The following is an 11,851-nucleotide window of genomic DNA, read 5'->3' on the forward strand; positions in this document are numbered from 1 at the left end:
GCGAGCTGCTGCTCGGCGGCCTGCGCGGCGCCGTCGTCGGAGCGCAGCAGCAGGCCCTGCTCGCCGGCGATGTAGACGGTCTGCCCGCTGCGCGCGATCGCATACAGGTGCGCGCCCCTGGGGTTGGGCAACTGCCCCATGCAGGAGACCCACGAGGCGCCGCCGTCCTCGGTGCGGGCGCACAGGCCGTAGGCACCGACGGCCAGGCCGTGGCGCTCGTCGGCGAAGCTGACGTCGAGGAAGGGCTTGTCCGCGCCGTCGCGCACGAGCGCCTCGTTGTTCGCCAGCGCCGCGAAGCGCTGGCCGTCGAGCTGGACGGTCCAGCTGCTGCCGCCGTCGCGGCTGGCGAGCACCACGCCGCGGTGGCCGACGGCCCAGCCCCGGCGTGGCGTGGGGAAGCTCAGGGCGGTCAGGCTCACGCTGACCGGCACCGGCACCTGGCGCCAGTTGGCGGCCTGGTCGTCGGAGATGGTGATCAGCCCCCGCTCGCCGACGGCCACCAGCCGCCCGCCCGCGGCGGCCACGCCCAGCAGCACCGCCTGCGCGGGCCGCGCCACCGCCTCGGCGGGCCGGGCCAGCGTGTCCGGCAGCTCGGCCGCAGCCGCCAGCGCCGCCATCAGCACCATCATCATCATCGGATGCTCTCCGATGCCATCGCCTCGGGCGTGAACATCGAGTCCGGCACCTTCCTGCGGTCCAGCACCGTGCGCTGGTCCCGGCCGTCCGAGGTGCCGACCCAGAACAGCGTGCCGGCCAGCAGGTCGTAGGAGTTGAAGCCGTAGAGGAAGGTGGCCGGGCCGCTGGGCGAGATGCCCAGGATGTTCTCGCCCGCCTTCCAGAGCTGGCCCTGCGCGTCATAACGCTCGGACAGGACGGCATGCCAGCTGTCCTCGTCGAGGTACAGCCGCACCTTCGGCGACTGGTGGCGCTGGCCGGCGCGCAGCGCGCCCTCGACGATCCACACGCGGTGCAGCTCCCAGCGCTGCCAGGCCGGGTTCAGGTGCCTGGCGGTCACCAGGTCGGCATCGGTCGGGGCCTGCAGCCGCCGGTTCTGGTTGTAGGGAATGAACAGCTCCTTCTTGCCGACGAGCGTCCAGTCGTAGCGCGAGATCGAGCCGTAGAACAGATAGGTCTCGTCGAAGGCGATGCTGCCGGAGGTGGCGGGGTTCGGCGTGTCGCAGCAGGCATTGGGCAGTTGCCGCGTGCGGCGCTGGCCGGCGAAGTACACCCAGGCACGCGACTTGTCGGTGTCCGCGTTGGCGCGTACGACCAGGCTCTCGCCGACGCGCGAGGGCGGCCCGGTGAAGCGGAAGCTGACCAATGAGGTGTCGCCGTTCCAGCCCTCGGCGCTGCCGCCTTCGTCGTAGTAGGGCCGCGCCTCGTAGATCGTCTCCTTGCCGAGCAGCACGTTGCGGCCGTCGGCGGTGGTCACGTTGTTGGTGTTGGCCAGGCGGTGCGCGTGGCCCAGCCAGGCCAGCGAGTGGTTCCACAGCGCCTCGGCGCCGGTCTTCGGGATCGGGAAGGGGATGCCGCCGTAGGCACCGGCCGGCTTGTCAGCCTTCATCGTGGCGCGCGTGGCGTTCCTGAAGGTGTTGTCGTACACCCACTGCGGGGCGGCGGCGCTGCGGCGGGTCGGGTAGACGTTGATCTTGTAACTGGCCGGATACTTGGAGAGCAGGGCCTTCGAAGCCTCGCTGAGCCGGTCGGCGTAGGCGGCCTGGTTCTGCGCGGTGATGGTGAACAGCGGCTTGTCGTCGGCGAAGGGATCGGGCACGCGGCCGCCCTCGACGTAGCCGGGAATCGGCTGCGCGTAGCCGCCGGTCCAGGCGGGGATGCTGCCGTCCTTGTTGCCGGCGCGTTCGGCGCCGAAGGGGGTCAGGTCGGTCTTGAGGCGGGCGGCCTCTTCGGGCGAGACGGCTGCATGGGCAGCAAGGCAGGCGCAGAGCGCCAGCGCAGGAAGGTGCGCGAGTTTCACGATGGGGCTCCTGGAAGGGTGTCGGTCAGAACGTGGTCTGCACGGAGAGCGAGATGAAATCGCGGTCGTGCTTGTCCTGCTTGAAGGAGAGCTGGGCGTTTTCCAGCGTGGTGCCGGTGGAGCCCAGGTAGTGCGTGACGTTCAGCCCGAGGTTCCAGGTGTTCAGGTAGTTGCCGGCCAGGCCGATGCTGAAGTCGCCGCCCTTGTTGACGCCGCCGTTGAAGGCCGACACCGCCTGCGAGGCGCCGCGCGGGTTGTAGCCCAGGCCCACAGGCACGTTCAGGTCCATGCCCGGAAACACCTGGCGGAAGGTCGGCGTGAACACCATGCGAAGGCCATAGGCATCGCGGGTGGAGTGCGCCGCGAGCACGCCGCCGTTGCTGACGCTCAGCCGCCGGTTCCAGCCCAGCTCGCCCATCAAGGTGGCCTCGCGGAAGACGGCGGTGCTCGGCAGCGTCCAGATCGCCGAGACGTTGAGATGCGCGGTGCTGCCGACGGGATACAGCGGCTGATCTTCTGCGGGCGGGGCGCCGCTGAAGTTGGCCGTGCCGTCGTTGGCCAGCGAGGCGTGGTGGCGCACCGAGGCCTCGGCGGCCAGGTTCACGTCGCCGAAGGTGCGGCTGGCGCTCAGGCCGAAGGCGCTCACGCCCTGCTGGTAGGCGATCGAGTAGGTGCCGATGGGGATGTTCAGGTAGAGGTTGGGCGTCTTCTCGTGGCAGCGGATCGCGTAGAGGCCGTAGTCGGTCTGGCCGCTGGGAAGGCGGAAACGCAGCTGCAGGCCGCCCTGGCCACCATTGCGGGGGCGGGTGTCCGGCCCGCGCGCCAGCACGGGGCCGCCGAGGAAGAAGCGCTCGCCGCCCTCGTCGAACAGGTCCTCGGTCGAGAAGTAGCTGCCGACGCCGGGCAGCCGCGTGCGCTCCCACTCGTACTGGACGTAGGCGCCGAGCAGCACGTCCGGCGTCAGCTGCAGCGTGCCCGAGAGCGCGCCGGTCGGCCGCAGGATCTCCTTGAACTGCGAGTTCGGCACCGACAGCAGCTTGACCACATCCACCGGCGCCTGCCCGCCGGCGATGCCGTTGGCGCCGAAGAACAGCGTCTCGCCCCAGACGAGGGTGTGCCGGCCGGCGCGCACGCTCCAGCGCATGCCGCCGGCGGTTTCGCCCTTGCCGAACAGGAAGGCGTCCAGCAGTTCGGCCTTGCGGCCGTGTTCCTTGCGGGTGGCGGCGGGGAACTCGGTCGACGGGACCAAGGCGGGGTTGTAGAACCAGGCCGGCGAGCTGTTGTGCGTGCCGTGGTTGTAGACCTCGTCGTACCAGGCCGCGCCGCTGACGCGCAGGCCATAGCTGCCCTGGTAGATGACGTCGAGGTCGCTGAGCAGGTCCAGCCGGTTGGAGACCAGGCCCCTGCGGCCGAAGTTGCTGTCGCCGTCGCCCTGGTTCGGGTCGCCGGCCAGCGCGGCCGAGGGGGCCTTCAGCCGGAAGGCCGCGCTGTACTTGACGCTGTTGTCCCAGCGGATCTTCAGGTCCTCGCTGCCGGTGTCGAAGTCCAGCGCCAGCGCGGTGCCGGCGCAGAGCAGCGAGGACGACACAGTCGCCATCACGAACCGTCTGTTCCTCATCTTTGTCTCCATCCGATTACTTGTAGGTTTGAAACGGATGGTAGGAAGCCGGTTCGGCGGCGGTGTTCAATCTGAGCGCATGTTTTCCCTCGTCGCCATGAAGACGGCCAGCTCATTGTTGAACTGCTCGGAGACCTGCTGCGGGAAGTGATGCGGCGAGGGGATCACCGTGCGGCGCCCGCCGGCCTGCGCGGCCGCCTCATCCGAGATCGCCTCGAAGGCCGGGCACCAGCCTCCGGAGACGACCCACACCGGAATGCCGGCGCGGCGCACGATCTCCCATTGCCGCAGCAGCTCCGGCTTGCTCGGCAGCTTCAGCTTCCTGATCGCCACGCCCATGCGCTGCAGCTCCTCGGGGCTGGAGCCGCCGCGGATCTCGGGCGGGATGTTGACCAGCCTGACGAAGCGCCTGATGCGCGATTGCGGCGACAGCGAGAACAGCAGGATGCCCACCATCCTCAGCACGAAGGGCAGCACGCCCGGCTTGCCGATCGCCATGGCCGCCATCGCGGGCTCGATGATCGTCAGCGAGCGCACGGCCTCGGGCCGCTGCGCGGCGGCAGCCAGGGCGACGCAGGCGCCGAAGGAGTGGCCAACGAGGTGGGCGCCTTCTCCGAGCAGGCCCGCCACCAGCGCGCCGTCTGCGTCGGCGTCGTCGGGCCGACCGGGGTCGGGGCTGCGGCCATGGCCGGGGCGGTCGGGCACGAGCAGTTGCCAGCCGCGAGCGGCCAGCTTGCGCTGCGCGGCGAAGTGCTTGTCGCCGCCGACCTCGCTGCCCTGCGCGCTGCCGTGGACCAGCACGACGCGGGGCGCGTCCTCGCTGCCCCAGCGGGTGACGAACATGTCTTTCAGATCGCGGTCCATGTCATCAGTCCTTGTGGCTGGCGTCGATCAACTCGGCGAGCGTGCGCGCCGGGCTGGCGGCGGCCTGCGCCGCGATGCCGTCCTTCATCGCATCGAGCTGTGCTTTCGAGAGATAGCGGCCGGCATTGAACACGCCGGCGATCTTGGTGAGGTTGCGCGCGTCGGCGGTCGGGTCGGCGTCGAGCAGCACGAGATCGGCATGACGTCCCACTTCGACGGTGCCCATCGTCGCCTCGCGGTGCAGGAAGCGGGCGCCGTTGAGCGTGGTGGCCTGCAGCACCTCCAGCGGCGTGAAGCCGGCCGCGGCCAGTTCGGCGAACTCACGGTGCAGCGAGGCGCCGGGCACGACCCAGATGCCGCCCGTGTCGCTCCCGGTCAGCGTGGTCGCGGCGCCGCCATGGCGGTGCAGCACGCGCAGCATGTTCACGTAGGACTCGTAGAAGGCGTGGAAGGTGGTCCGCGCGCTGGCCGGCTGCATCGCGCCGAACTCGCCGCCCAGGCGGGACCAGAGCCCGCGCAGCGAGGGATCGACGTAGCGCAGCGCCGGGTCCTCGCGGAAGCTCGCGTCGTCGCTCTGCAGCATCGCGTGCAGGCGGATCAGCGTCGGCACCTGCCAGGCGCCGCGGGCGACGACGGCCTCGGCCACCGCGTCGCAGCGGGCCGGGTCGTAGCTGTCCATCATCTGCTGGACGAAAGGCGCGTCGCCGGCGGCGTAGAGGAAGGGCGAGACGACATAGGTCGGCGTCAGCGCGGCGGTCGGCGCCGTGCCCTTGCCGGCGAGCAGGTCGGCGCGGATCGCATCCGCCTCGGCCGAGCAGGAGAACTGGACCGGCGTCGGGCTGGCGCCGAGATGCTCGATCGAGCGGTAGCCGGCCGCCGAGGCCAGCGCGTCCAGGCCCGGCGACAGGTGGCCGGCCACCGGCAGGGCCTGCTGCTTCGCCTCGGCCAGGATGGCGGGGAGGGCGGCCGGCGAGGCGCTGACGACCTTGACGAAGTCGGCGCCCATGGCCTTCGTCGCCTGCACGGCGGCGACGCCGTCGGCCGGGCTGCGCACGCCGGCCAGGATGGCCCCGGCGGTGGCCAGCACCTCGGGCACCTCGGCCGCACCGGCCGCGCGGGCGGCATTGAACTGCCGGGCCGCGCGCACCAGCTCCGGCGAGCCGTTCATCTGCCGCACGCCGGTGATGCCGTGGGCCAGCATCAGGTTCAGCGCCGGGGCCGGGCCGAAGGCGGCGGGCACGCTGTGGACGTGCATGTCCAGGTAGCCGGGCACGAGGAACTTGCCGCCGCCGTCGATGATCCGGGCATCGGCCGCCACGGCGTCTCGCGCACCGACGATCCGGGCGATGCGGCCCTGCTCGATCACGACCGACCGGCCCGGTTGCAGCGCGCCGCTGCGGGTGTCGACCACGGTCACGTTGCGCAGCACGGTGGTGTCCGGCCCGGCCGCCGCGAGCCCGGCCGCAAGCGTCGCAGCGATGGCGACGAACAACTGCTTCTTGGTGATCCTCAAGGCCTTGTCTCCTGGTCTCTCTTCTGGAATGGCAGCCAGTCTAGGAAGGCAGACCGTGCCGTCGAAGATGCCAGTTGGGCCCAAGCGATGCCGAAAACTGATCGGAGGGGTCATTTCCCCATCTCTTGCCGGCCGGAGGCCCGACCTAGCATCGGCCGCACCACAAGACCAGGAGACAAGAGACATGAGCGCACCGAACCTGATGTTCAGCCACATGGGCCTGAGCGTGAAGGACATCGCCCGGATGGAGGCCTTCTACGCCGGCGTGCTCGGCTTCACCGTGACGGACCGCGGCCAGGCCGGCGGCATGGACCTGGTGTTCCTGTCGCGCAGCCCGCAGGACCATCACCAGATCGTGCTGGCCAGCGGCCGGCCGCCCGAGCTGCCGGCCAACACGGCCAACCCGCAGTTCGGCCCCAGCATCAACCAGATCTCGTTCAAGATGGGCTCGCTGGACGACCTGCGCGACATGCATGGCCGGCTCGAGGCCGCCGGCGGCGGCAGCCTGTTCCCGGCCAACCACGGCATCGCCTGGAGCATCTATGCCCACGATCCCGAGGGCAACAATCTCGAGTTCTTCGTCGACTCAGACTGGTACATCACCCAGCCCTTCCTGATCCCGCTGGACTTCGCCAGGAGCAACGCGGAGATCCTCGCGCTGACCCGGGCGATGTGCGAGAAGAGCGAGGGCTACGAGCCCTATGGCGACTGGCGCGCGCGCGTGGCGCGGCGGATGACGCCCTTCGTCGCCGCGGACGCAAGCTAGGCCATGTGGGTCCGCTCCGCGTTCTGGGTCGGCCGTCCCAAGGCCGGCCAGGAGAAGGCCTTTCAAGCGCGCATGGATGGGGCGCTCGTGCCCGCGCTGGGCGCGCTGCCCGGCGTGCGCAGCGCGCGTGCGCTGTGGCCGCGCGTGCTCGAGGACGGCCCGCCGGCGATCGCCTGCCAGATCCTCGTCGAGTTCGATACGCGGGCCGATGTCGATCGCATGCTCGCCTCGCCCGAGCGCGCCGCGCTGCGGCCGCAGGTGCTGGAGGTGAAGGCGATGTTCGAGGGTTCCTTCAGCCACATCGACTACGAAGTCGGAAGCAGCTGAGAACGCGATACCCTCTGCCGATGAAGCTCAATTCCCTGCGCGATTTCATGGCCATCGCGGAGCGCGGCAGCCTGCGTGCGGCCGCGCGCCAGCTCGACGTCACCCAGCCCGCGATCACCCGCAGCATCCAGGAGCTGGAGAAGGAGCTCGGCGTGGTGCTGTTCGAGCGCCGCGCCAAGGGCGTCTCGCTGACGCCGATGGGCGAGGTCTTCCTGCGCCGCTCCAAGGCCGTGCGCAGCGAGCTGGAACGCGCGCAGGACGAGCTCGACCAGATGCGCGGCGAGATCCACGGCAAGATCACCGTCTGCCTCTCCGGCGTGGCCCACATCGCGATGCTGCCCAATGCGATGCGCGACTTCCGCAAGCGCTATCCGGACGTGAAGCTGGACATCATCGACGCGCTGCTGCCCAGCGTGGAGGCCGACCTGAAGGACGGCCTGGTCGACTGCTACATCGGCCCCACGCACGACGACCTGCCCAGCGAGCTGACCGAGGAGAAACTGTTCGACAACCGGCGCGTGATCGTCGGCCGCCAGGGTCATCCGCTGGCCAAGGCCCGCTCGCTGCGCGAGCTGGTCGATGCCGAATGGGTCGCCGCTTCGGTCACCTACAAGGCCGAGGAGGAACTGGGCCCGCTGTTCGCCAGCCACGGCCTCCCGCCGCCCAAGCTGGTGGTGCAGGGCCGCTCGGCGCTGACCTTCCTGTTCACCGTGGCCTACTCGGACCTGCTGATCCTGCTGCCGATCCAGTGGACTCAGGCCCCGCTGTTCAACCGGGGCCTGCAGCCGATCCATGTGCAGGAGGACCTGCCGTCGCCGCCGATCTGCATCGTGCGGCGCACCAGCCTGCCGCTGACGCCCGCCGCCGAGTACTTCTGCGACATGATGCGGCGCGCGGCCGGCCACATGCACACGCTTGTCAGCGAGTGATCAGATCACCTGCTGACGCTGTGTCCCGAGCACCCCGCCCGACAGCGTCATCACATCCCCGCGCTTGAGGAACTGCTGCGGCTTCATGCCCAGGCCCACGCCGGCCGGCGTGCCGGTGATGATCAGGTCGCCGGGCAGCAGGGTCATGAACTGGCTCAGGTAGGACACGATCTCGGCGGCGCCGAAGATCATGTCGGCCGTGCTGCTGGCCTGGCGCAGCTCGCCGTTCACCTCCAGCCGCAGCTCGATGCGCTGAGGGTCGGGCAGCTCGTCGGTGGTGACCAGCCAGGGCCCGACCGGGCCGAAGCCGTCGAAGCTCTTGCCCTTGCCCCACTGGCCGCCGCGCTTGATCTGCCAGTCGCGCTCGGAGACGTCGTTGGCCAGCACGTAGCCGGCCACGTGCGACAGCGCCGCCTGCACCGGCACCCGCTGCGCCTGCGTGCCGATGACGATGCCCAGCTCGATCTCCCAGTCGCCCTGCACCGAGCCCTCGGGCAGCGCGACGGCGTCGTCCGGCCCGGCCAGCGAGGTCAGTGCCTTGGTGAACATCACCGGCTCGACCGGCAGTTCCAGGCCGGCTTCCTCCGCATGCTTGCGGTAGTTCAGGCCGATGGCGAGGAACTGCCGGATGCCGGCGACCGGCACGCCGATGCGCGCATCGTCCGCGACCAGCGGCAGCCGCGTGAGGTCGACGGCGGCGAGTGCCTGCAGCTTCTGCGGAGACAGCCAGTCGGGCGTGAGGTCGGGCACCAGCAGCGAGAGATCGCGGCGGCGGCCCTGGGCATCGAGCGCGCCGGCCCTTTCCTGGCCGACGGGCCCGTGGCGGAACAGCTTCATGAGGGTGTCTTCCTTGCAGTGAGAAAAGAGAGAGATGGAGAAAAGAAGAAATCAGAACCAGTGGCGCATGCCGAGCTGCAGGCCGGTGGTGTCCTGGCCGGCGAAGGGCAGGCCCAGCGCGGCCTGGTCGCCGAGGGCAGGGCCCATGCGGAAGGCGGTGGACGCGGCGTTGGTCAGGCGGCCGAGGTTGGCGTAGAGCGTCGTGCGCTTGGACAGCAGGTGGTAGTAGCCGACCGCGAACAGGGAGGCGTCGGCGTTGGGCGCGCTGCGGTGCGCGTAAGAGGTGCGGATCTCGTCCTGCACGCCCAGCGGGATCGTGGCGCCGATCAGGTAGCCGTTGACCTTGGGCAGCGAGTCGATGCGGTTGGTCTGCGCCCAGCCCTGCAGCTTGACCACCTTGAAGTCGTAGCTGGCCGCGAGCGACAGCGTGCGGCTGTTGACCGGGCTTCCGGTGAGACCCACCGAGGCGGCCGTGGTCTTGACCTGATCCAGCACGGCGCCGACGTAGAGCGGGCCCTGCGTGTAGTCGAGGCTGCCCGAGTAGCTCGCCCCGGTGACCGCGCCTTCGCCGGCGGCCACCATCAGCCGCCCCTGGACCCCGCCGACGACCGGGCTGATGTACTGCACGGCGTTGTCGTACTTGAGCTGGTAGCCACGCAGGCCCTGCAGCAGCGTGTACTGGCCGGCCAGGCCGAAGCGGGTGAACGGGTCGGCCTTGATCGACATCCACAGCGCCGGCGTGTACTGGCTGCCGGCCTGGATGGAGCCCAGCTTCGCGTCGCCGAGGCCCAGGTAGGCCTCCCGGCTCCAGAACACGGTCGCGGCGGTGAGGGCGCCGTTGTCGGCCCCGAAGCCGGTCTCCAGCTTGAAGTAGGCGCGCAGGCCGTCGCCCAGGTCCTCGACGCCGCGGAAGCCCAGGCGCGAGGTGTCGCTGGCCAGCGTGGTCAGGTGGGTGGACGGATGGCCCGGCGTGGCGCTGTAGCGAAAGGATTCGACCGAGACGTCGAGCATGCCGTATGCGGTGACGCTGCCCTGCGCGAGCGCCGCGAAGGGCAGGCCGGCGAGCATGGCGGCGAGGAGGGGAGTCTTCTTCATGGTTTGTCTCTTCCGTGGCTTGTTGTGATTGATTTCTAGAGTTCGTGGTTCTGGACGAAGTCCTCCGGCACGGCCGGCCCCCAGACGTACAGCGAGTCCTCGCCGGGGTGGTCCGCGGAGGGCCAGGTCTTGCCTGCCTCCACGAAGTCGATGTCGAACGAGTACTCCGCGTAGCTGCCCCAGGGGTCGCGCACGTAACGGAAGTAGTTCGAGCCCAGCACGTGCCGGCCGACGCCCCAGCCGCGCTCGTAGCCGGCCCGGGCCATCTGCTCCATGCCCAGGCCCACGGCGTCCAGCGAGGGCACGCACCAGCTGCTGTGGTGCAGGCCGGGGCCGCCGGACCTGGCCAGCGCGACCAGGTGGTGGTCGCTGCCGTGCGGCGTGTGCAGGAAGGCGATCGTCGAGCCGGAACGGTCCGACACGCGCAGGCCGAGGATCTCGGCGTAGAACTGCACGGCGGCGTCCACATCGGCGCTGAACATCAGGATGTGCGAGAGGTACAGCGGGCGCACGGCCGGCGCCTTGCTGCGGCCGGGCGAACGGCCGGCGTTGCCGTTCGCCGGCGGGAACTCGCGCGGCGCGGCCCGGGAGGGCGAACACTTGTCGGCCACGCGCAGCTGCAGCGGCAGCCGGTCGGGTCCCTCGATCCAGAGGCCGTCGGCATCGGCCTGCGCCGGAGGATCGATCGGCGGGATCCCGCGCTCGGCGAGACGGGCCCGGAAGCGCGCAAGATCCGCCGCATGGATGCCCAGGCTGAGCCACAGCAGGCGCTTGGCGGGGCCGGCGACGATGCGGGCCCAGCGGTGGGGATGGCCGTCGGTGTGCAGGGCGAGGCCGTTCCCGTCGTCGCGCACGTCCAGCCCGAAGCTTTTGTAGAAGTGCCGCGCCTGCGCCAGGTCCGGCACGCTGAAGACGAACTCGTCGACCGAATGGACCGCCGGCCCATCGTCGTCTTCCTGCCTTCTTCCTATCTCTCCGGTCATCGCTTGTCTCCGACGTTCCTGTTGGCCAAGGCTCCGCCCGTTCCGCTGCGGATGGCGGCGCTGGGGCAGGGCAGGGATGGGATTCAGACCTTGGGTCTGGATGGCGCGGATGCTAGGAGCGCGGGAGCGCTCGCGCGAGATGGCGAAAAACTCGTCCCGATGCCGGGGCGGCATCGGTCTGTGAGGGCGCGGCCTCGGGCGCCGCCGTTCGGCGAACGCCCGTGCTGCCTGTCACCCGGCCCGAGCCGCGCTCGGCGCGTGGCCGATCACGCGCTTGAACGCGCGGCTGAACGAGGCCTCTGACTCATACCCGAGCCGGTCGGCCGCCACCGCCACCCGCATGCCTTCCCGGGCGATCCAGCGGCGGGCCTGGAACATCTTCACCTTGGCGACGTAGCGGGCCGGGCTTTCGCCCATCGTGCGGGTGAAGGCGTCGGCGAAGGTCGAGCGCGACACGCCCATCACCTCGGCCAGCACGGGCACGGTCCAGTCGCGCTCGGGCTCCGCGTGGATCGCGGCGATCACCTTGCCGATCTTCGGGCAGCGCACGGCCGCCACCCAGCCAGCCGTGCTGTTGCATCCGCACTCGACCCAGGTGCGGATGATGCTCGCGGCCAGTGCGTCGGCCAGCCGGGCCAGGATGCCGCAGGCGCCGATGCGGTCCAGCGCCACTTCGCGTTCCATCGCCTCGATCAGCGCCGGCACGGTCGGGTCCTTGCTGGCCAGTTCGCTCGCCAGCATCACCGGCGGCATCATGGCCATCAGCGGATGCAGGGGGTCGAGGTTGAATCTCAGCGCGCCGCAGAACATCACGTCCGGCTCGCCTTCGCCCGTGCCGTGGTCTTCGCCGCCGACGAGGTAGAGGTTCTCGGCCACTGCGACGCGCGCCAGCGAATCGATGTCCACCGGCGGTACGTCAGGCGCGCTGGCCACGACGTGCAGGC

Annotated in this window: 12 protein-coding genes; 3 read left to right on the forward strand and 9 right to left on the reverse strand. The window is 70.3% G+C overall.

The window, feature by feature from the left end:
* The 5 genes from B0W88_RS24865 to B0W88_RS24885 all read right to left on the reverse strand — a co-directional run.
* The coding region (locus B0W88_RS24865) for a YCF48-related protein (protein WP_233151836.1) at nucleotides 1-635 on the reverse strand (635 nt) is incomplete at its 3' end.
* Nucleotides 632-1,975 carry a DUF1329 domain-containing protein gene (locus B0W88_RS24870; protein WP_077037298.1) on the reverse strand — a complete coding sequence of 448 codons (1,344 nt, stop codon included), beginning with the start codon at nucleotides 1,973-1,975 and terminating at the stop codon, nucleotides 632-634. The genes B0W88_RS24865 and B0W88_RS24870, both read right to left, overlap by 4 nt.
* Before the next feature lie 25 nt (nucleotides 1,976-2,000).
* Nucleotides 2,001-3,593, reverse strand: a complete 1,593-nt coding sequence (locus B0W88_RS24875) for a DUF1302 domain-containing protein (protein ID WP_233151837.1) — start codon at nucleotides 3,591-3,593, stop codon at nucleotides 2,001-2,003.
* A 66-nt stretch (nucleotides 3,594-3,659) separates the two neighbouring features.
* A complete protein-coding gene (locus B0W88_RS24880) occupies nucleotides 3,660-4,457 on the reverse strand; it encodes an alpha/beta fold hydrolase (RefSeq protein WP_077037300.1) in 798 nt (265 codons plus the stop codon).
* A gap of 4 nt (nucleotides 4,458-4,461) precedes the next feature.
* Complete coding sequence (locus tag B0W88_RS24885) at nucleotides 4,462-5,970, reverse strand: amidohydrolase family protein (RefSeq protein WP_077037301.1); 1,509 nt, start codon at nucleotides 5,968-5,970, stop codon at nucleotides 4,462-4,464.
* 184 nt (nucleotides 5,971-6,154) lie between these two features.
* Here B0W88_RS24885 and B0W88_RS24890 point away from each other — a divergent pair, with 184 nt between their 5' ends.
* From B0W88_RS24890 to B0W88_RS24900, 3 genes are read left to right on the forward strand one after another with little or no spacing between them, the layout of a single operon-like run.
* The gene (locus B0W88_RS24890; RefSeq protein ID WP_077037302.1) at nucleotides 6,155-6,736 is read left to right on the forward strand and encodes a VOC family protein; all 582 of its coding nucleotides are present in this window, start codon (nucleotides 6,155-6,157) and stop codon (nucleotides 6,734-6,736) included.
* Nucleotides 6,737-6,739: 3 nt separating this feature from the next.
* Complete coding sequence (locus B0W88_RS24895; RefSeq protein ID WP_077037303.1) at nucleotides 6,740-7,063, forward strand: hypothetical protein; 324 nt, start codon at nucleotides 6,740-6,742, stop codon at nucleotides 7,061-7,063.
* 20 nt (nucleotides 7,064-7,083) lie between these two features.
* Complete coding sequence (locus B0W88_RS24900) at nucleotides 7,084-7,992, forward strand: LysR substrate-binding domain-containing protein (RefSeq protein ID WP_077037304.1); 909 nt, start codon at nucleotides 7,084-7,086, stop codon at nucleotides 7,990-7,992.
* On the opposite strand, the gene B0W88_RS24905 is transcribed toward B0W88_RS24900, so the two are convergent.
* From B0W88_RS24905 to B0W88_RS24920, 4 genes are all read right to left on the reverse strand, one after another.
* Nucleotides 7,993-8,829, reverse strand: coding sequence for a fumarylacetoacetate hydrolase family protein (locus B0W88_RS24905; RefSeq protein WP_077037305.1), 837 nt, complete (start codon nucleotides 8,827-8,829; stop codon nucleotides 7,993-7,995). It abuts the gene before it with no gap.
* A gap of 51 nt (nucleotides 8,830-8,880) precedes the next feature.
* Nucleotides 8,881-9,924 (reverse strand): porin, encoded by a 1,044-nt coding sequence (locus B0W88_RS24910; protein ID WP_077037306.1) that lies wholly within the window; start codon nucleotides 9,922-9,924, stop codon nucleotides 8,881-8,883.
* A 35-nt stretch (nucleotides 9,925-9,959) separates the two neighbouring features.
* Complete coding sequence (locus B0W88_RS24915) at nucleotides 9,960-10,907, reverse strand: VOC family protein (protein ID WP_077037307.1); 948 nt, start codon at nucleotides 10,905-10,907, stop codon at nucleotides 9,960-9,962.
* Between the two features lie 231 nt (nucleotides 10,908-11,138).
* The coding region (locus tag B0W88_RS24920) for an AraC family transcriptional regulator (protein WP_077037308.1) at nucleotides 11,139-11,851 on the reverse strand (713 nt) is incomplete at its 5' end.

The sequence above is a fragment of the Pelomonas sp. KK5 genome, from assembly GCF_001984095.1.
Classification (GTDB): Bacteria; Pseudomonadota; Gammaproteobacteria; order Burkholderiales; family Burkholderiaceae_C; genus KK5.

Excerpts from the sequence above, each read along its gene's own strand:
- B0W88_RS24875 (WP_233151837.1), bottom strand. The coding sequence starts at position 3,593 with ATGAGGAACAGACGGTTCGTGATGGCGACTGTGTCGTCCTCGCTGCTC.
- B0W88_RS24880 (WP_077037300.1), bottom strand. The coding sequence starts at position 4,457 with ATGGACCGCGATCTGAAAGACATGTTCGTCACCCGCTGGGGCAGCGAG.
- B0W88_RS24890 (WP_077037302.1), top strand. The coding sequence starts at position 6,155 with ATGAGCGCACCGAACCTGATGTTCAGCCACATGGGCCTGAGCGTGAAG.
- B0W88_RS24895 (WP_077037303.1), top strand. The coding sequence starts at position 6,740 with ATGTGGGTCCGCTCCGCGTTCTGGGTCGGCCGTCCCAAGGCCGGCCAG.
- B0W88_RS24900 (WP_077037304.1), top strand. The coding sequence starts at position 7,084 with ATGAAGCTCAATTCCCTGCGCGATTTCATGGCCATCGCGGAGCGCGGC.
- B0W88_RS24905 (WP_077037305.1), bottom strand. The coding sequence starts at position 8,829 with ATGAAGCTGTTCCGCCACGGGCCCGTCGGCCAGGAAAGGGCCGGCGCG.
- B0W88_RS24910 (WP_077037306.1), bottom strand. The coding sequence starts at position 9,924 with ATGAAGAAGACTCCCCTCCTCGCCGCCATGCTCGCCGGCCTGCCCTTC.
- B0W88_RS24915 (WP_077037307.1), bottom strand. The coding sequence starts at position 10,907 with ATGACCGGAGAGATAGGAAGAAGGCAGGAAGACGACGATGGGCCGGCG.